Here is a 26,391-nt window from a genome sequence, read left to right as displayed (position 1 = left end):
TTCCTTCTTAATTTCTGTTTTTTTGTCTGATACGATCCCAGTCATTCCGTTTTTGTTCCGAAATTTCGGACTTAAAGTTCTGGTTCTGATGAATAAAGTTCTTTGCAATTTCTGATACAGCTCAGGGTTTCAATTCCGGAGTTAGAAATAAGTTCAGCACCTTCTCCGCTACAATCATTTTCAGATCCGACCCTGGACCAATAGGATTCGTTACAATTAAAAATACATTCTTGGACTTTGGAATTTAAACCGGACATCTGCGATTGAGCCAATAATTGGCTACAATAAGATTCATAACTCTTAGCAGTTCCCCCGGAGAATAATCCTGAAATTTCAATTTCTCCACTTCCGCTTAAGTCTGAGGAAGTTTTTAAACAATCTTCTGCTTCTTGCATGGAAGACTTACATGCTGTAGATGGATTTGCAGAATAATTTAAGAGAGATTGTAGGACGAGTGTACTTTCGTTAGACGCTTCTGGAGAATATTGGGAACAGTATGAGAATATAACTAGAGCGGACAATAATCCGAACCAGTGTGTAGAAACTTTTCTCAAACTCCGAACGTTCATTAGAACTTAACCTCGATACCTACGTTAAAGAACGGAATGATCACACCACCTGGCAAAGGAATTGTTCCGAATGTCGGGCTAGGACTTGGGTTCGTTTTGGAATAAGGTTTCGTATTATCGAAATCTTCTCCACCCACGTTCTCTCTTAGGTATACGTTTACTATCTCCAGGAAGGTATTCACATACCCCCATTCATAATTGAAAAATCTATCGAAACGGATGTCAAGTCGATGATAAGGCTTTAACCTACGACTATTGATATATTCTCCAAGGGCTGGGTTATTGGCGTATTGAGGTACCCAATAGGTTTGGCCATTTGCAGGGTTACTGAACCTTCCCCCGTCGTCCCCTACAATAGGAGTAAACGGCCTACTTGTCAGGTAAGACCATCTTGCGCCGAATTGCCACTCTTGGCTCCATCTCCAACCGAAGACCATATTGATCACATGGGTCCTGTCATAGTCGTATAATGTCTCTTTAGAATTCTTATAAAACTCTGCGGCGATCTGGGTTTCTTGAGCGCTTAGAGGAGCGGCTCCAGCATCAGGCGTGAATATATTATTATTTCTGAATGTTTGGGACCAAGTGTAGGTAATCCAACCAAACCAATTCCTGGTTCCAGGGCGGGAGTTCTTACGAAGTACTAGCTCGTAACCTCTGGACCAGCCAGTTCCACTATTGGAGTAGTTCAACTTTTTGTTTGCGATAAAAGGTTGAGCGATCCTGGAATATGGGTCCGGATTTGTTCCAATAGGTTCAGTGATATAAGGGTCATCCACGATCAAGCTAGAGTATTCTTGTTTGAAGACTTCTGCTTTGATCTGGTAATCACCTTCTAATAATTGTTCAATCCCTCCGCCGTACTTGAAAACTTTCTCAAAATCCAAGTGAGGGTTTCCACTATCCTTATTAAATCTAGTATCCAGAGGGAAGCGGAAGAAATTACCTCCACCTCCGAAAATAGTAGTTCCTTTTCCTATACCTTCAAACTTATAAGATGCCTGAGCTCTTGGACCGAGTGCACTATTGTTTACGTAAGGAATATAATCGTAACGTGCTCCCGGTTCAATATGCAAATTACCTAAACGGATCTTAGTTGTTAGATAACCGTTATAGTAGGATCCTTTCGCAGTAATGTTCGTAGGTATAGTAGTGAAGTCTGGGCTTTGGGTATCATAAGGGTTTGGACTTAAATTGTTCGGATCTGATTGAATGATACTGGAACCTGTAGAATAATAATTTAATAATCTATATTCTGTTCCGAACTCAGCGCTGAAATATTTATTCGGATCCCAAAAAGCATCCTGTCGTACACCGTTATATGCACCACTTGCTCTATTCTTTCCTTGAATGGAACCAAAAGAGACATTAAAGTCAGTGAATGGATCATAACTGATAACTGTTACACGATTGGAGAATGTATCGATCGGTTTCCAAGTATAACGTAATGCTTGGGTTCTGAATCCTTGTCCTGAGGAAATACTTGCTCCAGCAAATGCGGCAGTAGCATCATTTGCTGGGTCATTTTGGTATTTTGCAGGAAGATTTGCTGCAAAATCATCCTTAGAATAGAAGGAATGAAAAGAGACTTGGTGATGTTCATTAAAATTATGAACGAACTTAACCTGAGAGTCCACGAATCTTGGAAGTCTTAAACCTTCTGGAAAGTCTGCACCTAATGCAGAAGTTAATCCTTGTACAAATCTGTCCAAGTATCCTACGCGGGCAGAAGCGATCAGATAACCTTTCCCGCCAAAGGTAGGACTCATATAACTGATACTACTGGACCAAGCAGAGATGATCAGGTTTTTCTGAGACTTATCTACCTTATCCACAGTGTCGATATGAATGACCCCACCCAATGCGTTATTGAAGTTTGCAGGGAATACACCGGTATACACATCAATTGATTTGATCAAGTTAGCGTTTACCACTGCGCTCAATCCATCAAAGTGGAATGGATACAAAATAGGAAGATCATCTACTAAATATAAGTTCGAGTTTGGATCAGAACCCCGGATCACATAATTGTTTGCTCCGCCGCCAAATGCAGCAGAAGGAACCACACCAGGAATTGTTTCCAAGGCTCGTAATGGTTCTCCAAAAGTTCCAGGCATCCTTTTGATCTCTTCGTATTTGATCGTAGTTCTGGAAAGAATAGGTTTATCTCTTTCTGCAGCGACTGTGATTGTTCCCTTAGGAGTCTTTGCTTTAGGAGATCCTATAGAAGCATCTGAACCTGCATCCGTATAAAGAGTAACTGTTTGGCCAGAAGCCTCTACGTTACCTTTGATATCCTGCATATCTTCTACTTTTAAAATACGGAAAGTATAAATTCCAGGAGAAGGTACTACTGCGTCGAAATAACCTTCTGCATCTGTTCTATAGATCTTTTTGGTTTCAAAAAGTAGAACCTGGGTTTTAGATTCTCCTTGGTTTTTTTGCCTGGAGAATAACCTAGCTTTAAAGGTTACTTCTGCAAACACATCCAATGGAGCGATTGCCGCGAGGAAAGCGATTTTGATCAGAACTTTTTTTAACTTCATGGCAATTTAGGATCCACAAATACATCTTTAAAATTCAAATACCAAGGGATCTCTCCCGCAGGTTTATCATAATAGATCCAAAGACAAACCACAGGATAAGAGTTAAAAGGGCATTCTGCTTTAGTGATCGCAATACTACAAAGATCTAAATTCCTTCTTTGTACATCTCCAATCGCTGCTGGGAAATTTGGTGGAATTGGGTCTCCACATTTTTTAGAAAGATATTCTGCTGCAGCATAGATCTGGCTGTTTGCATCTCCCTGAGGAACAGTATCTTCCCGAACACAATCTATTAATGAAATACAAAAGAAGCTGATTATAAATAGTCGGGTTTTCATTTTTTACCCGCCTCGTTCGGAGTCACAGAAGGAGAACCGATCACTGTACCTTTTACTTTCAAGACACTTATCGTACCGACTGGAAAGAATAGGTGAGTCTCCTGCCAGTATTTTACTTTGATCAAACTTTTCCCTCCCGGGATCTTTTGAACTGCTTCACTAAGTGCATAATCCATATTTAATGGATTGGTGACTGGGATAAGTCCGAACAAAAAGAAAACGGAACTTTCTCCGGTAGAAACTCCTAACTCCATATAATCTTGGGAGCGAATGATTGTAGCAGAATCAATGAGTTGAGTGCTAGTTACTCTGCCGCCTACATCCGCTCTATTAAAAGAACCTGAGCATGAGTACATCATAAAAATTAAAAAACAAAACAGAATGATAGATCTAAGAAGAATCATGTCGTTTAAAAATTAACGGCCTTTCTTTTTAGGATCTGGGATCTCATCTTCGAACTTGATTGCTTCTGCAGAGATATGAAGACGGTTTACAGTTAAGAATACAAAGATAGATTTATCTGTCCAATAGCGTACATTGATTAGAGCATCTGCCTCTTTTTCTTTTTTCAATTGTTCTAATAGTTGATCAATAGGAGGTTCGCTTAATGGAATTCCAATAATTGCGATATCAAATGTGTACCAGTATTTTGTTCCTTCTACCGGAGAGATCACCTTATACTTTTTATCTGCTACAGGAACCGTACTAGTTGCGAGTCCGGCACTAGAAGTTGCGCAAGAGATGGCAGATATCGCTAACAGAATAGCTAAGACTAGCCCAGAAATACGAGGTTTCATGTTTTTTCCTTTTCCAATAACCGACTCGGGTCTAAGTCAATTTCTTGCTAGAACAGAGGCGTTTCGCGATTGAGGTTCAATCTTTTGTATCCACCATCAATCTCCCAAAAGACATATTTTCCAAGAAAAAAAATTCCATCTGGAACTAGAATCAATGTGATATGGTCGGGACAAATAATGTTTAGGAGAGGGAATATATTACAAAACCGTGATTGTTTGGTTTCGTTGAATGTTTAAATTTGATTATCTTCGTTCTTATAATACTTCACAAGCCTGCGAGCAGTTTGATAAGAACCTGCCAGTCCTTGGGTTACAAGTTCTTCTGCCTTATGGAAATCATTTCCTAATTTAGAAAAGAAATCATCTAGTAACATAGATTGAACAGATTCGTGTAACCAATGTTTGGCCTGTTCTTTTCTTTTTTTATCTAAGTAACCTTTGTCTTTGATAGCTTGTATGAAGTTTAAAATTTCAGTCCAAATTTCGAAGATACCTTCTCCAGTAACTGCCGAGCATGTTCTAACTTCTGTTTTAATACCTGATTCATGAGTAGGAAGAAAATGAACTGCGGAAATTGTTTCTGCTTTTGCACGATTTGCTCTGGCAGTATTTTCTCCATCAGCTTTGGTGATCGCGATCAAATCCGCCATCTCCATGATACCACGTTTGATTCCTTGTAATTCATCTCCCGCTCCAGCTATTAAAAGAAGAAGGAAAATATCCACCATTGAATTAACTGCAGTCTCTGATTGTCCAACTCCAACAGTTTCTACAAGGATTGTATCGAAGCCTGCAGCCTCGCATAAAAAGATTGTTTCTCTAGTTTTACGTGCGACTCCACCTAATGAATCTCCGGAAGGAGAAGGGCGGATAAATGCTTCTTTTTTACGGGAAAGAATTTCCATTCTGGTCTTATCTCCCAAAATGGATCCTTTAGATAATTGTGATGTAGGATCGACTGCAAGTACTGCAATCTTTCTGCCTTGTTCGATCAGATGATTTCCGAAGGATTCTATAAATGTACTTTTGCCTACACCAGGAATACCTGTGATACCAACTCGGATACTCTTACCGGAATGAGGTAAACATTTTTCTAATATAGCTTCTGCAAGCTCTTGGTGAGAAGGTAGGGTGCTCTCTACTAAGGTGATGGCTCTACTTAATAGAACTATATCTCCAGAAAGAATTCCTTGGGAAAAAGTTTCCGCATCCGGAAGGCTCTTTTTTTTGATAGAGCCTCGGATCTGGGCTTCTTCTTTTCCCTCGGTCTCGGGCATAGATAGATTAACCTTCTACACTCTTGATCAGAAGTTCTAGGATTTCTGCACCTGCTTTGGAGATCTTTGTTCCAGGTCCGAAAATCCCGTTCACTCCAGACTTATACAAGAAATCATAATCTTGCTGAGGAATTACTCCACCTGCAATTACTAGGATATCTTCTCTTCCTAGTTTTTTGAGTTCTTGGATCACCTGAGGAACTAAAGTTTTATGACCTGCAGCAAGACTTGAAACTCCGAGAACATGCACGTCGTTTTCGATAGCTTGTTTTGCTGCTTCTCCAGGAGTTTGGAATAGAGGTCCTATATCAACGTCGAATCCCATATCTGCAAAGCTTGTGGAAATTACTTTTGCACCTCTATCATGTCCGTCCTGTCCCATCTTAGCGACCATGATCCTAGGCTGTCTTCCTTCTAACTTTGCGAATTTTGCGGAGAGTTCTTTTGCCCTTTTGAAATCCGGGTCATCCATGATTTCCTCCGAGTACACTCCTTTGATCATATGAGTGACGGATTTATATCTGCCGAATATTTTCTCCATAGCGAAAGAGATCTCGCCAAGAGTTGCTCTTTTTCTAGCCGCATCTACAGCAAGTGCAAGCAGGTTTCCATTTCCTGTTTTAGCACATTCTGTGATTGCTTCTAGAGCCGCAGTAACTGCAGCATTGTCTCGGCTTTTCTTAAGTTCGTTTAATTTACGGATCTGAGATTCTCTCACCGCAGTATTATCGATATCCAAAATATCCAAAGGATTTTCTTTAGAAGGGCGATAACGATTGATACCTACGATTACATCTCTGCCGGAGTCGATCCTTGCTTGTTTACGTGCAGCCGCCTCTTCTATCCTCATTTTAGGAATTCCGGTCTCGATTGCTTTTGCAATACCGCCCAGTTTTTCCACTTCTTGGATAAGTTCCCAAGCTCTTTCAGCAAGTTGAGAAGTTAAAGATTCAATATAGAAGGACCCACCCCAAGGATCCACAACTCTGTGGATATTAGTTTCTTCTTGTAAATAGATCTGAGTGTTTCTTGCGATCCTTGCGGAGAAGTCCGTAGGTAGAGCAATCGCTTCGTCGAGTGCATTTGTATGCAAAGATTGGGTATGACCAAGCGCCGCAGCAAGAGCTTCTATACAAGTTCTTCCTACGTTATTAAAAGGATCCTGTTCCGTTAAACTCCAACCAGAAGTTTGGCAATGAGTTCTAAGAGCTAAAGATTTGTTGCTCTTAGGGTTAAACGTTTTTACAAGTTTTGCCCAGAGAAGTCTTCCTGCTCTCATCTTAGCAATTTCCATAAAATGGTTCATACCAATTGCCCAGAAGAAAGAAAGACGTGGTGCAAAGCTATCCACGTCCATTCCAGCCTTGATACCAGTGCGTAGGTATTCCAATCCATCCGCCAAAGTATAAGCAAGTTCTATATCCGCAGTAGCTCCAGCTTCCTGCATATGATAGCCGGAGATGGAGATTGAATTGAACTTAGGCATGAAGTCAGTGGTATATTTGAAAATATCAGCGATAATTTTCATAGAAGGTTCAGGTGGATAAATGTATGTGTTTCTCACCATGAACTCTTTTAAGATATCATTTTGGATGGTGCCTGAAAGTTGTTCCGGTTTTACACCTTGCTCTTCTGCAGCTACAATATAAAAAGCTAATGTAGGAATTACAGCTCCATTCATTGTCATGGAAACTGACATCTGATCTAAGGGAATCTGGTCGAAGAGTATCTTCATATCCAGGACTGAATCGATTGCAACTCCTGCTTTTCCTACGTCTCCTAAAACTCTTTCGTGATCTGAGTCGTATCCTCTGTGAGTTGCGAGGTCAAATGCAACAGAAAGACCTTTTTGTCCTGCTGCTAGGTTTCTACGATAGAATGCGTTGGACTCTTCTGCCGTAGAAAAACCTGCGTACTGACGAATGGTCCAAGGTTGTTGGACATACATAGTGGAGTAGGGTCCTCTTAAAAAAGGAGGAATTCCCGCTGCGTAATCCAAATGTTCCAAGGACTCCACATCTTTAGGAACATATACAGGTTTAACTGGAACTTTTTCAGGAGTATTCCAAATCGTTTCTTCTAATTTAGAAAGTCCTAATTCATCCAAGGCCTCTTTAGACCAGGATTCGAATTTAGTATCTCCGGTTACTGGAGTTCTGTTAGGGGAGAATGTAGGTCTTTTCATTGGACTCCCATCCTTTTTTGAAGATCGGAAAGTGTTTCTAATAGATTGGATCGAACATGAATGAATCCGTTTACACCTGCGGATTCCAGTTCGGGAAGAATTTCTTTTGGATAACCGGCCACATAAACAAGAGGTTTAGTTTTTAATTTAGGAAGAATATCCTTCACGTAAGATGTTACTTCTTCGTCGGAACTACAGAAGACAATCATCTGAGGATTTTCTTTTTGGATGCCAACAATCGCTTCGTCGGAAGTTTCGTAACTTCCTGGATCGATTACATTAAATCCTGCACATCCTAAAAAGTTCAGAGAGAAGATCGCTCTTGCCTTCTTCATTTTTAAGTCGCCCAAAGGAAGAAGAAGAACTTTTACGGAAGTTTTATTTTTGGTTTCGTAGTTTTCCGTTTTCATACGAATCTCTTCGATTGCATCTCCTGCAAAAAACTCAGGAAGAGCAGTTACCTTGAGTTCGCTTGCGCTTGCAGTAAGATTTGAAGACTTCACATGTTTATTTAGATCTTTGTTTTGGATCTTATCTTTAGAATTTGGATACTGGTTTGTTCCAAGGAAGATGTCTTTACGTGTAGAGTAATTTTCTTCCTTTTTCTTTCTAGATTCTAAAATAGAAGATTGGACTTTACCGGATTTCAGGCATTCTAAGAATCCGCCGTCCTTCTCCACTTCAGTAAACAATTTCCAAGCCTGTTCAGTGATCTGATCAGTAATTGTTTCTATATAATAAGAACCGGAAGAAGGATCTGCAACCTTATCCAAATAAGATTCATGTTTTAGAAGTAATTGTACGTTCCTTGCGATCCTTAAAGAGAAAGAATCTGCAGGTTGTAATAAATGATCAAATGGAAGAACATTGATAACTTCTGCGCCGCCGATTGCAGCAGAGATTGCCTCAGTGGTTCCTCTCAAAATATTATTATGAAGATCATAGATCCCGTAATTATATCTTGCGGTTTCTGCCTCTATAAACGGAAGAGAAGCTTCTCCCTTATCAGAAGAATAAGAAGAAAAAATTTCCGCCCAAAGAGTTCTAGCCGCTCTAAACTTTGCGATCTCTAAGAAATAATCCGGGCCAATCGTAAATTGGAAAATTGTCTGAGAGTTCACTACCTCAGGAGAAACACCTAATTCCCCCAAACGAAATAAGTATTCTGAACCGAGTGCGAGAGTGTATGCAAGTTCTTGGACAATTGTAGAACCGCTGTCTCTAAATGTAGAAGAATGGACTGTAAGTGCGCGGAAATTTTTCCATTTGCCTGCAAGTTCAGTTAAGATCGGTTTTAAAGTTTCAGGGCCATGTCCGCCTGAATGACCTTGTCTTGCGAGAATTCTGTAAGGATCATAACCGAGTCCCCCCACAAGAGTTTTGTTCTTAGGAAGCCAGGAAAAAGTTTCCGGAGATTTTTCTTCTGCAACAAAATGAAGAGTGATTTCGTTCAAAGGTAGGTCTTCCAATAAGAAAGCCAGATCCTTTTCATTTTTGATCTGTATTCCTTTTCTTCCAGAACCGACATCTGCAAGAACTAGTCCCAGAGCAGAAACTCCATTGCCAATTGCTTCTACCGCTAATTCTTTTGCTGTTTTTAGATCAGGAGTATCGATGTCTTGTCTGATACTCCAATCATTTGTAAGTTTGCGGGTAGATCTAAGATAAGGAAATTTTCCTGGAAGATTGGAAAGGAGCCATTCCTTTCCTTTTAGATTTTCTTTTCTATAAAACGGCTGGATCTTAAATCCTTCTTGGGTTTCCCAAACCAGTTTTTTTTCGAAGTCCGCACCTTTAAGATCCTTCTGGATCAGGTTTGTCCATTCTTCGGTAGAAACCGGTGGAAATTCGGAGAAAAGTTTTTCTGATGCCATTCGATTTGCCGTCAGGCTCCTTTTTTCGTTTTAAGATAATGAGGAATAGAAGCGAGTACTGAAAGTGTTAGAGTTCCTATAATCACTACCAAAGAGATCTCAATAGAAACATGGATCACTTTTCCGAAAACATATCCGGAAAATGCAGGAAGAAGAAGTTTTACTCCCACAAATGCGAGTAGAAGAGCGACTCCCTTTTTCAAATGAACAAACAATTCCATTACTCCGCCGAGTAGGAAGAATAAAGATCTAAGTCCTAGGATCGCGAATACGTTAGAAGTATAGATGATAAAACTATCTTGTGTGATGGAGAAGATCGCAGGAATAGAATCGATCGCGAAAAGAATATCGCTGAATTCCACAACGATCAAGATCAAGAATGTAGAAGTAAAAAGAGTTTTTCCATGTTCTTTTACCAAAAACTTTTCCGGATGGAATGTTTTGGACATTGGAAGAACTTTACGTGCGTACTTCAGAAGTTTCATTTCTTCTGGATCGAAATCTTCTTCTTCATCGTGGAAGAACATCTTCCACGCGGAGTAGAGTAGTAAAAATCCGAAGAGATATAAGATCCATTCAAATCTGGAAACCAGTTCCGCACCTGAAAAGATCATCACTGCTCTGAATATCAATGCACCTATGATTCCCCATTTTAAGATCATGGGTTGGTACTGGGACTGTATCCTGAACTTCGCAAAGATCATGATGAATACGAAAAGATTATCCACAGAAAGTGAATATTCCAGAAGGTATCCTGCTAAAAATTCCAGGGTCTTTTGTTTAGCAAGTCCTGGGTTCGTCGGGTCTTCGTGGAATATATAAACTAAAAGAGAAAAACTAACTGCAAGAGTTACCCAGAACAAAGTCCAGTATCCCGACTCTCTGAGAGAGAGTTTATGGGCTCTTTTATTCATTACGAATAGGTCCAAATAAATCAAAAGGCCTACTACAACGGAAAAAATAAGAAAAAGTGTAGAATCTTTTTGGCTAAACGAGATCATCGCAGCTTCCGAGGCCCTATTTGGGCCTATAGGAGACAGGTTCCTCGGTTTGATCTGGAAGACAATCCCAAATCACCGGGTGTTTAGAGATTAGGAGCTCTTAATGATTTATATTATATTCCCGATTTTAGCCCTTATTCATTTGGGAGTTCTATTTTTAGGTTCGGACATATTTTTAGTTCGTTTGATTTCCAAAATTATTCCAATTCTATATTTAATCGCGTTAAGTGTGGGAGAAGGTAGATGGAAAACCCGCGCAGGAATTTGGCTCGGGATCGGTTTGGTATTTTCACTCGGAGGAGATACTATCCTGGCCTTCCCAGATAAATATTTTGTTTTCGGTTTGGGCAGTTTCTTAATCGCACAGGTAGCGTATTCCGTAAGCTTTTCTTGGGGAAATCCAGTAAATTTTTTAAGATTAATCCCTTATGTAATTTTCGGTGCTTCTTATTTTTATTGGCTTCTTCCTGGGATTGCTCCTGCGCTAACTATTCCAGTCGCGGTTTACGTTTCCGCGATATGTGTGATGGGTTGGAGATCCGCAGCGAGAGAAGTTTCTTCCAGAGACAGATGGCTCGGAATTTTAGGAGCGATCAGTTTTATAATTTCTGATTCGATCATCGCACTTGGACAATTCACTCCGAACAAACTTCCGTTCCACGGAGTTTGGGTGATGTCCACTTACTATTTAGCTCAATTTTTAATCTATCTTTCTCAAGAGGAAGAGGAATAAAATAGAAAAAATATTATTGAACCGACTTGAAAATCCCCTAGAATTGTCGCGACCGGAGTAAGCAGAATGAGTATTAAACCTTTAAAAGAAACTACATTTTTGGAAGCTGTTGCAGCTGTGATCCAGCATGAGAAGGACTACTTCGAATTTTATATGGATACGTACGAAAAACTCCCTCCGGGAAGAACTAGGGAATTATTCGAAAAACTCGCAGAGGAAGTGGACGAACATATCAAATTCATCCAAGAGATCTATAGAGTGGCAGAAGGTGCTGAACTTCCTAACTTAAAACAATTGGCCGCAATCCATAAATTCCACCAAACCACCATCCAAAAGATCATGAATAAGGTGGAACGTACAATCACTGGTTCCGGATCCAAGGATGCTCATGAGGCATTGGAACTCGCAATCAGAGAAGCAGAGAATTCTGTAGCATTCTACGAGAAGCTCACTACTAAATTCGAAGATTCGAATATTAAACTATTGTTTTCTAAACTTATGGATTATAGCCATAATTACCAATCTTTGTTAGAGGCTGAGTTGAATACTTTCGACCAGACTCGTTCCGCAGGAGGAGCATACTTCTGGGACGAACAAGCGGAAGAAGTAGCAAAGGCAATAGGAAATTCCAAACCTAATAATAAGTCTGCAAAAGGTCTAAAACCTTCTAAGCCTGTCAAAAAAGCTGCGGCTAAAAAAGTAGTGAAGAAGGCTGCACCTAAAAAAGCAAAGGTTGCGGCTAAGAAAAAACCTGCCGCCAAAAAAGCTTCTCCTAAGAAAAAGGCTGCCAAAAAGAAAAAGTAAGAACTTTAGAACCGGGAAACATTCGATTCCCGGTTTTGCCTCTTGGTTTAAGAGTTTAAACCTTTTGGAAGAAGGTCTTAAAAAAGAAGTTTTCCCTCCTAAGGATAGATCCAATCTGGCCTCGAGATGAAAACGAATCCTAGTCCGGACTGGACCAAACTACAACATTTGTACCCGGTAAACCGGGAAATGATCTGGTTAAACAATTGTGGGACCACTCCTGCAAACACGGACACAATACATGCAGTCAATGAATATCTGCAAGGTTATGCTGCAAGAGGTGGTAGCACGGAAGTGCGTAAATACCCGACTGTTAAAAAAGCGATCCGCACCATTCTCGCAGAATTATTAGGCGTACAAGCTGAAGAACTTTCTTTAATCCATCATACAAACGAGGGGATCGGATTTATTTCCTTGGGTCTTAGGCTCAAAGCAGGAGACCGTATCCTTCTTTTAGAAAACGAATATCCTTCTAATATTTATCCTTGGGAACATTGGAAAGAAAAAGGAGTCTCCATTTCTTTTGTGCCAATGGCAGAAACTCCTGAGGGATTTTTAGAAAATCTAAAATCTTCCATCACACCTGATGTAAAAGTAGTGAGTCTTTCCGCTGTACATTGGTGTACAGGAATGCCTTTCCCATTAGAGGAGATCGGAAGTTTTCTAGCCGAAAAAGGGATTGAGTTTGTTCTGGATGGTGCCCAAGGAGTGGGACTTCTCCCTGTAAAACCTAGAGAAATGGGAATTTCTTATATGGCTTTCCCTGCTTGGAAATGGTTACTCGGACCTTTAGGACTCGGAGTTTTATATATCGCTAAAGAGAAATTAGAAGGACTTCATTTCCCGTTCAAGGGCACTGGCTCCGTAGTAAACGACGAGGTTTATTTACCTTATAGAGAAGAGCTAAAAGGCACAGATCGTTACGAAATTTCCACAGTGAATTTTATAGATTGGGTCTATTTCCAATCCACATTAGAAATGCTTCATAAAGTTGGTTTCCATAATTCAATGGAAAGGATCTATGAACTTGCGGATTATCTTTCCGATAAACTGAGAGATGCGGGTTGGAAACTTGCATCTGATCATTTTCCTGATTTTAAAACGGGGATCGTGGTCGCAGAAAAAGATGGACTCTCCATGGAAAACGTAGTCTCCGATCTCAAAAAGAACGGAGTCATGTGCGCACTTCGTTTGGGAAGGGTTCGTTTCTCTCCTCATATTTATCTGGCCAAAGAACAATTGGACAGAGTAGTGGATTTAGTTTCGAGATAAGAACTTGGCTTCTCTTTTCGAAAAGGCAGCGCTCTTATTTCCACTCTGGGTCATCTGTGGTGTGACACTCAGTTGGTTTTTTCCATCCGTTCTCCACGGATTTAAAGGACCTTGGATCACTTACAGCTTAGGACTGACCATGCTTGGAATGGGGATCAGCCTAAGGACCGAAGATTTTACAAGAGTATTCAAAGCTCCTAAACCAATCCTAATTGGTGTGATCGGTCAATATACGATCATGCCTTTGACTGGTTGGTTTTTGGGAAACTTCTTCCAACTTCCTGGTCCATTGGCTGTTGGGATCATAGTAGTTTCTTGCTGTCCAGGCGGAGTTGCTTCCAATGTGGTTTCCTTTTTAGCAAGAGGTGACCTGGCTCTGTCAGTTACAATGACTGCGATCTCTACAGTTTTATCTGTAATCATGACTCCACTTCTCACTTTATTTTTAGTGGGGAATAGTGTTGGTGCAAATGCTTCTGGTCTCTTTTTTGATACAGTCCAAGTAGTGATCCTTCCTGTGATCCTTGGAATTTTATTAAATCGTTATACTCCTAAATTTGCGGAAAAGGTGAAAGTCGTTTCTCCTTTAATCGCGGTTATACTCATCACACTTATCGTTGCTTCTATCATAGGCTCCGGAAAAGAAGCGGTGATCAGTTCTGGACTCCGTTTAATTTCTTCCGTATTTCTGCTCCATATCTCCGGATATTTTTTCGGATACTGGGCGGCATACTTTGGGACCAAATCTTTTGTAGTAGCTCGTACAGTTTCTATCGAAGTAGGGATGCAAAATAGTGGATTGGGAGCTGTTCTTTCCAGGAATAATTTTGCCGACCCTTTGGTGGCTATCCCGGCTGCAATTTCCAGTTTTGTGCATTCTTTGATAGGAAGTGTTCTGGCGGGGATCTGGAGAAGGTCCATTCCTCAGGAAGAAGGGGAAAAATCGCTAATTTCGGCCGATCTTCCTTGATTTTTGGCTGTTCTTTTTTTTTATAGCATAATCAGTCCGAATAGTGTAAACTGAGCGGCCATTATTTTGGTCTAACTCGGTGAGTCCCTGTCCGGGCCAATCTTAGCTAAGAGTATCATCCGTCATGAGAGAGATCATTAAGCTTTCTTGCCAAGTTTGTAAGAAAAATTCTTACTTCCAAACCAAGAACAAAAAGGCGAAATCCGAGAAGTTAGTAACGAAAAAATTCTGTAAATTTTGCCGTGCCCACGTCGAACATAAGGAATCTAAGGTATAATCCCTAATCCAGATGGTTACTAAAAAAGCTGCATACGATAAAAAGGTCCTGAGCGAAATATCGGACCTTCTTTTAGAGAGAAAAAACACTCTATTGGAGAAGTATGCGAAGTGGGAAGATAATAGCAAACCTTCCGGCCTGAAAGAAATGGGAGATATCGCAGATATCGCATCGGAAATCAACGAAGAGATGTTGAGTTCCGTTTTAACCGAGTCAGAGATCGAGACCATTCGAGAAATCGACGTGGCTCTCGAGAAAATCGAGGATGGTTCCTATGGTATTTGCGAAGGGACTGGTAAAAAAATTCCTTTAGCCAGACTAAAAGCAATTCCTTGGACCCGTTATACTGTAGAATACGCTGAGGCTGTTTCCAAACATAAGGCTTCCGGCAAAAAAGGTCCACTTTCGGCTACATTGACTGGGACCTATAAAATTCCGTCTGATCCAGATTCTCTGGACGATTAATTCCCCGCGCCGACACATTTAGCCTATTTTTTTAGATTGAAATCTACTCGTTTTCGGCGAGCATTTCCAATTCGTGCCAAATCTTTTCGCCCGATTGAGGCCTCTTAAAACTCCTACCTTTCTTACACTGATCTTAACAGTGATCTTGTCCTACCTATTGCTACGTTGGACACTTGTCGTAAGAGATCCGGATGGAAATCTTGGAATTGTATGGATCCAGTTCCTGGCTGGATTACTTCCCAACCTTCATCATAGAAAGTCTGGTAGAATGTTCACTGCAGCATTCGCGTTACTTTCTCCTGGACTATTGCTCTATGGAGAAGGCGGGTATTTATACTTATCAGCTTTATTTGCTGGGGCGATTTTCGGGATATTCATCCGACAATATGTTTCGACTTTTTACGGACATCCAGCAAATGATGATGATCCAGTATTAAGATATTTTTATATAAACCGTCCTTATAAAAACTCTCTTGAGTTCACTAAAAATCCTAGAACTGCATTTTTGATCTTAGCAGTATTTTTGCTTTTAGATAGACTACTTGCTTATTTTGGAACAGATCCTTTGACATCTTGGATCTTGCAGGATACTGAATATTCTTCCGGGATCTCTTCTAAGTATGCATTTGCATTGAGCTTAGATAGTATAGGTTCTTGGTTATCTGCATTCTTATACTTCTTCGCAGAAGAAACAAGTTCTCATGATACTGATCCTCCTGGGAAACATTGGAGAACAGGGATCACAGCAGGTTTTACTGGGAATTTAATTTTAGGTGCTATCCAGGGACTTGCTCCTTCTACTGATTTTCCTTTTACTGCAGGAAATGCAGAAACATTCGGAGTCTCTGCATTTTTTCCGGATGCTTCTTCTTTTGGGATAGGGATGCCAATCCTATTTGGATTTTTCTTTTACCAGATCCATAGCAGAAACTGGAGGATCTCGTCTAGAGTTCTATTAAGCCTCGCGGTGTTTATTGCACTCGGACTTGCGGGAAAATACCAAAGCGCCGGCTATTGGCTCTTAATTATTTTCCAAACTGCTTTAGTGATTGGGCTTAGTTACCAAAGAGGATTCAGAAATCCGATCTGGAAATATTCTTTTATTCCATTTGTAGTTCTTGGAACTATCGCCGTATTAGCCGGAGTTTATTTCATCGGTGGAATGGATTGGGCGTTTACTCCTTGGCAATTGATCAGGGAAGACGCGTCTAATGCATGGACTAAGGGAAAAACATTCTCCAAAATGTTGGAAATTTTCTGGAAGGATGGTTGGGTCCAAACATTATCCGCATGGAACTGGTTCAAAGAAGCCCCAGTATTTGGACAAGGATTCGGGGGATTTGCACTCCATTGGATCGAATCAGGGCCTAGAGGAGCCTATCCTCCAAATGGGACCCAAGACTTTGCATTAACTTCTTTCGTGTTTCTTCTTTCAGAAGGTGGGATCTTATTCTTTCTTCTGTTCTTTGTTTGGGTGGGCTTAGAATCATTTACCAGAACTTCTTATTGGTTTCTGCCTCTTCTATTCTTTCCAGTTACATTCTATGAGCCTTGGACAAGCGGTGCTGGAATATTAGGTTTTCTTTTAATATGGCTTTTAAGCGCTTCGGGACCTTCTACCCGAACCCTGCCTAAATGGTGGATGGTTCCTGCATTCAATTTAGTTTGTTTGTTATTCGGTTTGGGACTGACTGCGAAAGCGTTCATCCGACAATCCTCTCAATTACAAGGACCTGAATTCAGATACGAAGAAAGAAAAACGTACCAACTTTCTGCAAAGGCAAAATTCCAAGAGAAGGCCGGGGGAAGATATCATCAATTCCATTCCGGAACTTCTTGGATGCTGGGTGATAAGGGAAATATTAACTTACGTATTGCTTTGGATGAAGCTCCTAAAGCGGGCAAGCCTGTCTATATCCGTTGGATCTTCTCTGATCAGAATGGTGTAGAATTACAATCTAGAAGCACTCCTTTGAATACTACTGTGAACCAAGTAGGTTTAGGAGTTCCCGCAGGTGCCAAAACATTAACCGCAAAGGTGATGAGGATTTCTTGGTACCAAGCAGGGCCGTCTGAGTTTTATATTGGAACAGATGATTTTGATGGACTCAATCGTATCCGTTAAGAAAACGCATCTAACGTATTTCGATACTGTTGTTTTATTCTGATAAACCATCTCCAGGCTAAAAGTCCCCAAGGAATTTTTGGAAATCTGTATAGCGCGCCACTTTCGTGGTCTGGATCTTCCGGTCTGAAATTTTTCCAGACTGGAACGACTGGTATCTTCTCAAAATTTCTTCCAGCTATATAAAACGATACTGTTGTTACTTTATTTAGTTCTGGTTCTCTTATCACTGGAGAATAAAAACCTTTTCTGGAAAGTGAATAGGCGAGGCTTGGTTCTTCATCTCCTTTCGGGCCTAAGTTGACTGAAAGGAAGAGTGGGATTTTCAAAATTCTTTCCCTAAAAAAAGAAGGATTGATCATACCTCTAAGTAAGAACAAAAATCCAAGCCAAGCGGGATATTCCATAAAGAGTGTGATAAATTCTAAAGAGCTAATATTTGCTAAATAGTAAGGGATCCATTCCGGAACGAATAGATAAAAATTTAGACAGAAGATAGGAACTCCAAAAAGTAAAACTGAAATAAACGATCGAATTGTAGAAAGATCTCTTAATAAAGGAATTTCTTTTATATTTTCTTTGGATTGGGCCGCTCTTAACCATGAATCGTATCTGGAAAATTTTCGTATCATAGAATAATCATCCACATACAGACCTTCTGCCTGGAGCAACTCGAATGGGAGCGTTACCTCTGCTTGGACAACTAGTAACTCTAAGGTTAAAAAAGAAAGCCCTAGTATCAATGGGATATAAACTGTTCCGAGTCCTCCTTGTATCAGTAGAAAATTATAAAATCCATGAAGGATTATTAAAAAGGAGAACGCAGAGATCAAATCTAATCCGGAAATGTTTCCTCTTCTAGATTGCAGGAATTTTAAAATAAAAAATCCTAATATACCTCCAGAAAAAGTATGTAATGGCAAAGAAGTTCCTGATCTGAGTAGACCTTGCCAAAAATCTAGTTTAAAGGAATAAAATACATTCTCTATACAACCGAAGGCGGCTCCTAGGGTAAGGCCAAAATACAATCCGTCTGCAAGGTTGGTTGAATTTTTTATTTGTCTTAAGAATATAAAGATCAGGATTGCTTTAGAAGTTTCTTCCGGAATGGCTCCAATAAGCATTGCCTTTGAGAATATGGAATAATTTTCGAATAAGTCGAATACTCCTACTTCCCAAGCAAGAGCGATCCCAGTTGCGATCATCCCATAAAAGAATGCAAATGTTGTGAATGTACTTCCTTGTCCGGAGTAGTAGGTCCTACGGTAAAAATCCCAATAAAACCATGCAGCGAGAATTGCAGAGATTGGTTTGCTTAAGAAGATCCAGTTTTCCATTCGCTTTAATAAAAAAGGCGCCGCTCGACAATTTTAAGCGACGCCTTTCAATCCGCAATATTTGTTAAGCGGGGTTTTTGATTTCTACACGACTAAACTTTGTTTTTTTCTAAGGAAATAAACTGCAATTCCACCAGCGAGGACAAGTCCTAACGCATAGAAGATCGCGAATTTTTTCACAGAGAGAAACAGATAACCGAGTAGACCACTATTACTTGGAACAGGGAATGCTTTGGATTCGTTAGTCACGTTATTATACCAAGTTTTGTATTCTTTTCCACCGGAAGCCACCCAAAGGTTGAACTCAGAATATCCTGTTTCAGCAGGATTTCTAATATCATATCTTTCATACGGATATTTCCAAGAGCCTGGAACTAAGATCGCCCAAGGAAATCCAGTGACGTCCAGATATTTGTCAGTTCCAAGTAGGTTCTTATACAATCCAGGGAAATGGATCTCTTGTTTTGTATTGATCACATACGCATATAGATCGTAAGGGAAAGATCCTAATTTAGCTCTTTCTACAGGAGCATTAAATACGATCTCTACAGTTGCGATAAATCCAGGTTTAAATACATCACCGGGGTGAGCGTTCTGTCCTCTGATCGTCTTATTAGAATCATCAAAGATTTGGTAGCCTGATTTTAAGTTTGCAGCAGTTACACTTACAGTGTTTGTTGCAACTTCTACTTTTCCGTCTGCTTGTGTCAGCGTATAAGTGATAGAAGCGCCAACATCCACAGGCAATTTAATATAAAGCTGATGTCTATAACCTGCACCTTTTGCTACGTGTTGGTATTTTCCTCTCAGTCTTACGATCTTTCCGGAAGAATTTAGATCTTCTGCATTTCTGAATTGGATCACATAATCATTAAAGTCTGCATCACCTGGAGAAGGATAGAGATCCTCATAAGCAACAGTGAATACTCCTTCTGCAGGATAAGCAATTTCTGTAGAACGAGTTGCGTCGTTTGGATAAATATCAGTATTATCAGGTACTCCATCCCCATCAGTGTCTGCAACTTGAACTGTAGGAAGATTTACTTCATATCTGATCGTTCTGTTAATTCCAAGAACTGATTGTAAGCTGATATATTGAGAAATAGATTCCCCACCGATAGAAATGTCTACAGTGATATTTCCTACAGAAGTTGGAACAGTTAATGTTCCAGTTACTTTTCCAGAAGAATCAGAAACACCTTGGAATAGTATATTATTATTCTCATCATATACAAGAACAGTAGCTCCGGAAACTACATTAGCCTTATTATCTAATACAGTAAGATTTAAAGGGATATTGATTGTTGTGTTATAGTTAAAGATAGGATCTCCTTTCGGATCTTCTACCACTACTACAGCCACTGTAGGAGTTCCAGAAGAATCGCCGGATCCTGATCCACTATTGGAACCATTTCCTGAATTGGAATTAGAACTATTGTTTGTATTATCTGAAGAAGATCCTGAGTTCCCACTATTAGAGGACCCGTTGGATGCAGTAGAATCTCCAGAGGAAGAACTCGAAGATCCGGAGTTTGAAGAAGAGTTTGAACCTGAATCGGAAGATCCAGAACTGCTATTTCCACTAGAAGAATTACCAGTATTACTTGCAGAATCAGAAGAACTAGATCCAGAATTTCCAGAACTGGAGTCATTAGAACTTCCAGAATTTCCGGAAGAAGATGATCCGGATGTATTAGAAGAATCTGATGTATTTGAATTGGAGGAAGTTTGATCAGAAGAATTGTTTGAGCCGCTCGTGGAGCCGGATGATCCAGAGGATCCTGATCCGCTATCTGAACTTCCACTTCCTGAATTAGAATTGGAATCTGATGGGGTAGTAGTGGAACCACCGCTATTATTTGTATTATCCGCAGGAGGGGTTACTGGATTTCCGGAACCATCTCCTGGAACAAATACTACTCCAGGGCTACCGCTATTTCCTGGAACTCCTCCAGTTGCAGTGTGTTGGCTACCTAAGAAAAAAAACGGTAGTAATAGACCATTTTTCTTGTGACCACAGTTATAAACGAACCCGGCAATTATCGCCAAGGCTAGGAACTTTTTCATGAAGGGTAACCCCACTCTAATCTCTTTACCTTAGGAGACGGGGTGAAAAGGATTGGTACTACGGTCTATTAGGTTTTTTTCCTATATGAAGAACGCTATTCCCGAATACAAAATTAGTATATCTGACCTTCTCCAAACCTGCTTGTTCCAATTTGGATTTTAAACCTTCTTGGTCTGGATAATAAAGAGAAGAGACTGGCAGATAATCAAACATTTCGTTTTTACCACCCCAGAGTACATAACCGAAAAAAGGAACGATCCTGAAAAAATAAAAATCAGCGAATGCTTTTATAAAAGGATTTTTAACCTTTCCCACGTCCAGGTTAGCGAATACTCCGCCGGGTTTCAGAACTCTATAAATTTCCGATAATGCCTTATCTAGGTTATTCACATTTCTTAAACCAAAACCAATGCTGACTGCATCCAGACTTTCATTTTTGATCTGAGAAAGATTTGTAGCATCTCCCCATTCTACTTTTACTCTGCCTTGGTCGATCGATGTTTCGAGTCTTGTTTTTGCAACTTCTAACATATTTTCGGAGAAATCTAGGCTAAGTAAAGATCCTACTCTTTGAGATTTTTCTAGACGAATGGAGATATCTCCTGTTCCGCAACATAGATCTAAAACTTGGATTGGCCCTTTTGTTTCAGCTTCGATCTCTTGTACCAATCTATTCTTCCAAGACCTATGTAAGAAGAAGGTACTACAATCGTTGAAACGATCGTATTTGGATGCGATCCTATTGAAATTTACTCGAACGAAATCCGCCTTCGTATCTGAAGAAGGCATTTGAAAAGAGGCCATTTCCCTTAGGATTTTGACAAATCTCTCCGGTGCAAGAGGGATTTGGATTTTTGTTCGGATGACAGAAAGTAGAAGTTTCCGTATTTTGGAGAAACGATGAAAGACCTAGGCTTTCTACAAGGATTGGATTGGGTTTCCAGCCTGATCATTCTTCTTTCCGTTTGGAATCTTGGAACCTTTATACATGTTTGGAGTATTCTTCCCAAAAGAAAAGAATCCTTAAAACAAAACTTCTTAACCGAAAACAATCCTTCCATCTGGGAAGAAAAACTTTCAGAAGTATTATTTCCCATTGAAACCAAACTTTCCTGGATGAAACATCTGGCAGGAATTTCTACAATGCTTGGGCTTTTAGGAACTGTACTAGGGATCTCTGAAGCATTCTCCTCCTTGCAAGCTGCAGGAACAGTGAGTTTGGATGCATTTGCAGGTGGGATCAAACTTGCACTTGTAACAACAATCCTAGGATTATTTGTGGCGATCCCTTCCTTATTCGGTTTCCAATTTTTAAAACATAGATTACTGGATTTAGAAAGAGAAGCTCTCTCTTGGTTGAAAATCCCTCCTAGATAAAATCAAATGAGAAAGTCGATCTTAAAAGAAGAAGATCCAGGAATAGACCTGACCAGTTTTATAGACGTAGTATTTATACTTCTAGTCTTCGTAATGCTTGCAGTTAGCTTTCGAAAAGAGATCAGATCTATTCCATTAGAACTTCCTAAAGTAGGGCAGGGAGAAGATCCAAAAGGTGAAAGAGTAGAATTTGCACTTTTGCCAGATGGCTCTTATAGAATTGGAGATGAAAAAGTCCAAAGAGCAGTTTTAGAGGAAAAACTTAAACAAGGACTTGTAAAAGAAAAAGAAGTCAGATTTTTCGCAGACAAGACTGCGAACTACGAAGAGATCGTAAAAGTATTAGATTTGTTAAGTAGATCGGGAGCTTCTTCCTTGGAACTTGCTGTCCAAGGTCAAAAGTAATATTAAAGATCTTTTAACTTAGGATTGTTCTTGTGACGATCCTTATCTCGGGTTGTATTCTTTTCTAATGTCGCTTTAAAAGCCTCTTCCATTGAAATTCCCATTTGATTTGCTAGACAAGTCAGAACAAAAAGTATATCTCCTAGTTCTTTGGATAGACCTTCCGGATCTTCTCCATTTTTGAAAGATTGATCTCCGTATTTTCGAGCGACTAGTCGGGAGAATTCTCCCACTTCTTCCATTAAGATGGCTAGGTTTGTAAGTTCTGAAAAATACTTAACCCCGATGGTTTTGATCCAATCATCTACCGTCTTTTGAGCTTCGTCGAAGTTCATTTTGTTTTAGGGAGATTTCCCTTTTCCTGCAAAAATTCTACTAAATATCTAGTAGGTTCTGCATAACATCCGCCGCTGAGATGGTGAGGGTCTATAAACTTTTGGCATTTCATTCTGGAACGATATTCTTCCATATCTAATACCAAAGTTTCCGGATATTCTTGGATGATCTTGTTTCGGAGGTCTATCCATCCTTGAAAGAATGGTGCAGACCTAACTTTTTCTGAGAATGTAGAATACAGTAAAGGAGTCCATAAAACTACTTTAATATGATTCTCTCTCGCTGTTTTTAAAAAATTCCTGAGAAAATATTCTTGTACTTTAGAATTTTTGAAATTTTTATATGACTCGTTAAAAATCCTTTCTGATTCTGAGTCTAGTTTATCTTCCGGTGTATTTGCCAAAAGCCCGTTCGGGATCCCACCTTTGAACTTATCAGATTCATTGATGAGGATATCCCTTACATACATAAGTTGTAGGACTTCCAACGGGTTCCTGAATCTGGAATATGCTTCTTTAAATCTAGGAGGAAATACTGAAGTGCGGAATACTTTCGCCTTAAGAAAGCTATCCCATTCACTTGTGGAAAATATATCCCAGTATTTTAGAAAGAAGGGGAAATCATAAGAATAACGTAATGGATATCTATTTGCGAAATCAGTTCCCGAATCCGGATAATATTCTAAAATCGCATAGTCTAAAGGAATGTCTTTTTTAAGAAGTTTTTCCAGAGTAAAATTATGGAAAGAATAAGGGGCAGAAGGTCCGGAAAGATTGTATACGATCAGGCCTGGGCTTTCTTTTTCAAATTCTGCTAAAGAGAATTCTCCCATATGAGAAGTTCCAAAAAATGTAAGCACTGTCTGGGTTTCTTTTTTGGAATCAGTTTCCTTCTTCATGATAGAAAGAACCTTATCTTTCATATTATAAAAATAATATTCGGCGCCTGTTTCTGTATATGGTCTGATCATCTCGGAAGAAAGTATCCTGTCCCATATAAACAGCAGAGCGACAATTCCAAGAGGGATCCATAGGATTTTACGATGTAACAAAGGAATTCTTTTCATAATCTAAAATGCAAAGTAGATAAAGTCTTGTCCCTTGCCCGCGTAATTTCCAAAGATCAGAGCTCCGATCAAAAGGAAGGCAAGTAAAAGTTTGGTCCTATGTCTTTGGAACCAAAGCGGATAATGTTTAGGCGCTTCTGCAGCGTGGAAAATAATTCCTCCAATAATATAAGGAATTACTAAATTGAAAGAAAGAGTAATTGTCTGTTCCGGACGGATATGATAGAACCAGCTTTCGAAAATATAAAAACAATCTTGGATGCTAAATGAGCGGAAAAATACTGCTGCAAGAGTAAATAATGAATAGGTCCAAAAGATCCGGACCCCGGTAAAAAATTTTCCGGATTCAGGTAAGATCCTGATTCCTTTTCTTTCAAAAGTTCTCTCTACAAAGAGGAATAATCCATGAGAAAGTCCCCAAGCTAAGAAAGTCCAGTTGGCTCCATGCCATAAACCACCCAAAGCAAATGTGATTGTTTGGTTGATATTTGTTCTTGCTTCCGAACCTCTACTTCCGCCCAAAGGAATATAAATATAATCTTTGAGCCAGGTTCCAAGAGTGATATGCCATTTTCTCCAAAGCTCGTGGATATTCTTGCTGAAGAAAGGAGCATTAAAATTTCTTGGAATATTAAATCCGAATAATAAGGCGCAACCTTTAGCTACGTCTGTATATCCTGAGAAGTCTGAATATACCTGCCAGGTAAATCCGATTGTTGCTAAGAGTAAGGAGCCGCTTCCATATTCCCTAGGTCTTAGGAAAACAGGATCGATCAAACCACCTAAATTATCTGCGATTAGGATCTTCTTACAAGCTCCGAGCCCGATCAGAAAGAGTCCTGTGAAGATCGCAGTTTTATGGATCCTTAAATGTTCTAATCTTGGGAAAAAATCTTTTGCCCTCATGATAGGTCCTGCGACCAGCTGAGGAAAGAATAATAAGAACAAAGTAAAATGGAAGAAGTTAGGAAGTTCTTCTACTTTTCCTCGATACACATCTATTACGAACGCCATTACTTGGAATGTGTAAAAGCTGATCGCTAATGGGAGAATAATCCTAAAAGAAAATGTGCTAGTGTTAAAAAGAGATAAGTTTGTTACGTAGAAAAGATTGTCCGAAACAAAATAAAAATATTTGAAAATTCCTAAATTGATCAAATCGATCAAAACAATGATCGTAAGTAATTTTTTACTCTTTGTCTTTGCGATTGGTTTTAGAAAAAGATAATTTAAAAATACAATTCCTAATAAATGCAAAAGGAAAGGAGGATTCCAGGAAGCATAAAATACTAAGGACGCAACTAATAGGATCCATTCTCTGTATTTGCGGCTGTCCCAAGACCAATACAGAACATAAACGATCAGGAAGAATATGAGAAATAAAGTAGAGGTAAAGATCATTTCTATTTTTTCCGAGTTAGTCCGAGGATAGAAGGTAAGTCAGCGGAGAATATTGCGGAAAATTTTTCCATTCCAGCCTTATTCAAATGGATTAGATCGTAATAATAATCTCCGTTGTTTTGACCATCGAGACTTGCTTGGTAATCAAGTAGAGGGGTTGTTGGATCTATTTTCTGGATCTCTTCTTCCCAGATACGATTTCTGTCCGGACTTCTCCAATTTTTAATGATCTCACTATAAGGTGCAATCACACCAATAATTTTGATCTTCTGCCCATGTTCCAGACCAACTTGGCGAATATCATTATGCAGGATTTTTAATCTATGGAAGTAGTTATTCACCTGTTTGGTTCTTTCAATTTTAACAGGAGTTTTTTCTCCCAAACCACAGGTGTCCCAAATCGCTTTTTTATGAAATTGGTCGGAACCTTCGGGAGCGACAATACCATTCCCAGGATTGGTGATCTTCAAGCAGGATTTGATATCTTTCACTTCAGGGAACATGCTTATGCTTGGAAGATTTGTGTTCTCATGAGGCCAAGGAGTAAGTTTGGCTTCTTTTTTCCTTCTGCTAATATCTTTCAGACGTTTGGAAGGATCTAGTATGAAGTCGCGGATATCTCTTCTGTAAGCGATACTCTTGAACGCTAAAAATCCAAGATCATCATAACGCACATTATAATTGAATTCGTAAATTAAAGGAAATGCCATCCTTCTATCCAGCTCTCCGAGCATTGCAAGAGTATGGATCTGTAGATCTTCTTGATCCACCCAAGGAGTGGAGATCTCTAATATATGTAAGACTGTATGTACTTTAGGGAATTTAGGAAGAAGGTTACGTACAAGTGCGTCTTGTACTACGAGCTCAGTTCCTTCCATAGCGATGGATTGGATCTTTTCTCCATAAGGTTCCAGAGTCTCATTTAAGGTTTTAAGAGAAAGTCCCTGGTGAGCAACCGAGGTCCCAAGAAGAAGTATTGTAGGTTCGAATTCGGGCTTTTTCTCTAAAACATAATCAGTGTTTCGGATAACGTTTGCCGCGAAAGATCCTTTTTTAAGATAAGGCCTATAAACTCCTGTTTGAAGGCATAGATCGAATAAAGCCAATACTAAAATTGGTATCCAAAAACTTCTCTGACGGATCAAACTGATGTACGGATTCATATTTG

25 protein-coding genes are annotated in these 26,391 nt (G+C 39.7%); 9 read left to right on the top strand and 16 right to left on the bottom strand.

The genetic code is table 11. The features are described 5' to 3' along the window. Positions 1 to 71 precede the first annotated feature (71 nt). The 9 genes from EHQ52_RS16045 to EHQ52_RS16005 form a co-directional block, all read right to left on the bottom strand. On the bottom strand, positions 72 to 569 hold the full coding sequence (locus EHQ52_RS16045; RefSeq protein ID WP_135616193.1) for a hypothetical protein: 498 nt from the start codon (positions 567 to 569) through the stop codon (positions 72 to 74). Further along, positions 569 to 3,115, bottom strand: a complete 2,547-nt coding sequence (locus EHQ52_RS16040; RefSeq protein ID WP_135616192.1) for a TonB-dependent receptor plug domain-containing protein — start codon at positions 3,113 to 3,115, stop codon at positions 569 to 571. The genes EHQ52_RS16045 and EHQ52_RS16040 overlap by 1 nt, the downstream gene beginning before the upstream one ends. Then, a complete protein-coding gene (locus EHQ52_RS16035) occupies positions 3,112 to 3,453 on the bottom strand; it encodes a hypothetical protein (RefSeq protein ID WP_135616191.1) in 342 nt (113 codons plus the stop codon). The genes EHQ52_RS16040 and EHQ52_RS16035 overlap by 4 nt, the downstream gene beginning before the upstream one ends. After that, positions 3,450 to 3,812, bottom strand: a complete 363-nt coding sequence (locus tag EHQ52_RS16030) for a hypothetical protein (RefSeq protein WP_244244931.1) — start codon at positions 3,810 to 3,812, stop codon at positions 3,450 to 3,452. Before EHQ52_RS16030 ends, EHQ52_RS16035 begins: the two co-directional genes overlap by 4 nt. Positions 3,813 to 3,869: 57 nt before the next feature. Continuing rightward, positions 3,870 to 4,250 carry an LIC20211 family lipoprotein gene (locus EHQ52_RS16025; protein WP_135616189.1) on the bottom strand — a complete coding sequence of 127 codons (381 nt, stop codon included), beginning with the start codon at positions 4,248 to 4,250 and terminating at the stop codon, positions 3,870 to 3,872. 233 nt (positions 4,251 to 4,483) lie between these two features. Further along, complete coding sequence (meaB, locus tag EHQ52_RS16020) at positions 4,484 to 5,527, bottom strand: methylmalonyl Co-A mutase-associated GTPase MeaB (RefSeq protein ID WP_135616188.1); 1,044 nt, start codon at positions 5,525 to 5,527, stop codon at positions 4,484 to 4,486. A gap of 7 nt (positions 5,528 to 5,534) precedes the next feature. Then, positions 5,535 to 7,712, bottom strand: coding sequence for a methylmalonyl-CoA mutase (scpA, locus tag EHQ52_RS16015; protein WP_135616187.1), 2,178 nt, complete (start codon positions 7,710 to 7,712; stop codon positions 5,535 to 5,537). Then, positions 7,709 to 9,586, bottom strand: coding sequence for a methylmalonyl-CoA mutase family protein (locus tag EHQ52_RS16010; protein WP_135616186.1), 1,878 nt, complete (start codon positions 9,584 to 9,586; stop codon positions 7,709 to 7,711). The genes scpA and EHQ52_RS16010 overlap by 4 nt, the downstream gene beginning before the upstream one ends. 11 nt (positions 9,587 to 9,597) lie before the next feature. Beyond that, on the bottom strand, positions 9,598 to 10,587 hold the full coding sequence (locus EHQ52_RS16005) for a TerC/Alx family metal homeostasis membrane protein (protein WP_135616185.1): 990 nt from the start codon (positions 10,585 to 10,587) through the stop codon (positions 9,598 to 9,600). 103 nt (positions 10,588 to 10,690) lie between these two features. Between EHQ52_RS16005 and EHQ52_RS16000 the strand changes: the two genes are divergently transcribed. The 7 genes from EHQ52_RS16000 (at position 10,691) to EHQ52_RS15970 (ending at position 17,233) form a co-directional block, all read left to right on the top strand. Further along, positions 10,691 to 11,320 carry a lysoplasmalogenase gene (locus EHQ52_RS16000; RefSeq protein ID WP_135616184.1) on the top strand — a complete coding sequence of 210 codons (630 nt, stop codon included), beginning with the start codon at positions 10,691 to 10,693 and terminating at the stop codon, positions 11,318 to 11,320. A gap of 66 nt (positions 11,321 to 11,386) precedes the next feature. After that, the gene (locus tag EHQ52_RS15995) at positions 11,387 to 12,124 is read left to right on the top strand and encodes a ferritin-like domain-containing protein (protein WP_135616183.1); all 738 of its coding nucleotides are present in this window, start codon (positions 11,387 to 11,389) and stop codon (positions 12,122 to 12,124) included. Between the two features lie 126 nt (positions 12,125 to 12,250). Further along, the gene (locus EHQ52_RS15990) at positions 12,251 to 13,396 is read left to right on the top strand and encodes an aminotransferase class V-fold PLP-dependent enzyme (protein WP_135616182.1); all 1,146 of its coding nucleotides are present in this window, start codon (positions 12,251 to 12,253) and stop codon (positions 13,394 to 13,396) included. Between the two features lie 4 nt (positions 13,397 to 13,400). Then, on the top strand, positions 13,401 to 14,366 hold the full coding sequence (locus EHQ52_RS15985) for a bile acid:sodium symporter family protein (protein ID WP_135616181.1): 966 nt from the start codon (positions 13,401 to 13,403) through the stop codon (positions 14,364 to 14,366). 124 nt (positions 14,367 to 14,490) lie between these two features. Further along, complete coding sequence (gene rpmG, locus EHQ52_RS15980) at positions 14,491 to 14,643, top strand: 50S ribosomal protein L33 (RefSeq protein WP_010514486.1); 153 nt, start codon at positions 14,491 to 14,493, stop codon at positions 14,641 to 14,643. Positions 14,644 to 14,655: 12 nt separating this feature from the next. Continuing rightward, complete coding sequence (locus tag EHQ52_RS15975; protein WP_135616180.1) at positions 14,656 to 15,108, top strand: TraR/DksA family transcriptional regulator; 453 nt, start codon at positions 14,656 to 14,658, stop codon at positions 15,106 to 15,108. Positions 15,109 to 15,265: 157 nt separating this feature from the next. Then, positions 15,266 to 17,233 (top strand): O-antigen ligase family protein, encoded by a 1,968-nt coding sequence (locus EHQ52_RS15970; protein WP_135616394.1) that lies wholly within the window; start codon positions 15,266 to 15,268, stop codon positions 17,231 to 17,233. Here EHQ52_RS15970 and EHQ52_RS15965 read toward each other — a convergent pair. The 3 genes from EHQ52_RS15965 to EHQ52_RS15955 form a co-directional block, all read right to left on the bottom strand. Then, a complete protein-coding gene (locus EHQ52_RS15965) occupies positions 17,230 to 18,570 on the bottom strand; it encodes a PrsW family glutamic-type intramembrane protease (RefSeq protein ID WP_135616179.1) in 1,341 nt (446 codons plus the stop codon). The genes EHQ52_RS15970 and EHQ52_RS15965 overlap by 4 nt on opposite strands. A gap of 84 nt (positions 18,571 to 18,654) precedes the next feature. Continuing rightward, entirely contained in the window at positions 18,655 to 20,637 is a 1,983-nt protein-coding gene (locus EHQ52_RS15960; protein WP_135616178.1) for an LruC domain-containing protein, read from the bottom strand. 58 nt (positions 20,638 to 20,695) lie between these two features. After that, positions 20,696 to 21,442 carry a ubiquinone/menaquinone biosynthesis methyltransferase gene (locus tag EHQ52_RS15955; RefSeq protein ID WP_135616177.1) on the bottom strand — a complete coding sequence of 249 codons (747 nt, stop codon included), beginning with the start codon at positions 21,440 to 21,442 and terminating at the stop codon, positions 20,696 to 20,698. A 96-nt stretch (positions 21,443 to 21,538) separates the two neighbouring features. Between EHQ52_RS15955 and EHQ52_RS15950 the strand changes: the two genes are divergently transcribed. Together EHQ52_RS15950 and EHQ52_RS15945 are read left to right on the top strand one after the other, a co-directional pair. Then, entirely contained in the window at positions 21,539 to 22,015 is a 477-nt protein-coding gene (locus EHQ52_RS15950; RefSeq protein ID WP_100707512.1) for a MotA/TolQ/ExbB proton channel family protein, read from the top strand. A gap of 6 nt (positions 22,016 to 22,021) precedes the next feature. Continuing rightward, positions 22,022 to 22,420: an ExbD/TolR family protein gene (locus tag EHQ52_RS15945; RefSeq protein WP_135616176.1), complete on the top strand. Its 399-nt coding sequence runs from the start codon at positions 22,022 to 22,024 to the stop codon at positions 22,418 to 22,420. Positions 22,421 to 22,422: 2 nt separating this feature from the next. On the opposite strand, the gene EHQ52_RS15940 is transcribed toward EHQ52_RS15945, so the two are convergent. From EHQ52_RS15940 to EHQ52_RS15925, 4 genes are read right to left on the bottom strand one after another with little or no spacing between them, the layout of a single operon-like run. Then, the gene (locus EHQ52_RS15940) at positions 22,423 to 22,755 is read right to left on the bottom strand and encodes a nucleotide pyrophosphohydrolase (protein WP_135616175.1); all 333 of its coding nucleotides are present in this window, start codon (positions 22,753 to 22,755) and stop codon (positions 22,423 to 22,425) included. Beyond that, positions 22,752 to 23,822 carry a DUF1574 family protein gene (locus tag EHQ52_RS15935; RefSeq protein ID WP_135616174.1) on the bottom strand — a complete coding sequence of 357 codons (1,071 nt, stop codon included), beginning with the start codon at positions 23,820 to 23,822 and terminating at the stop codon, positions 22,752 to 22,754. Before EHQ52_RS15935 ends, EHQ52_RS15940 begins: the two co-directional genes overlap by 4 nt. 3 nt (positions 23,823 to 23,825) lie before the next feature. After that, complete coding sequence (locus tag EHQ52_RS15930) at positions 23,826 to 25,223, bottom strand: MBOAT family O-acyltransferase (protein WP_135616173.1); 1,398 nt, start codon at positions 25,221 to 25,223, stop codon at positions 23,826 to 23,828. 2 nt (positions 25,224 to 25,225) lie between these two features. Continuing rightward, positions 25,226 to 26,386, bottom strand: a complete 1,161-nt coding sequence (locus tag EHQ52_RS15925) for an SGNH/GDSL hydrolase family protein (RefSeq protein WP_135616172.1) — start codon at positions 26,384 to 26,386, stop codon at positions 25,226 to 25,228. Positions 26,387 to 26,391: the final 5 nt, after the last annotated feature.

Source organism: Leptospira koniambonensis (assembly GCF_004769555.1).
Taxonomy (GTDB): domain Bacteria; phylum Spirochaetota; class Leptospiria; order Leptospirales; family Leptospiraceae; genus Leptospira_B; species Leptospira_B koniambonensis.
Note: the sequence above shows the minus strand (reverse complement) of the source record. Positions and strands in the feature narration are given on the sequence as shown.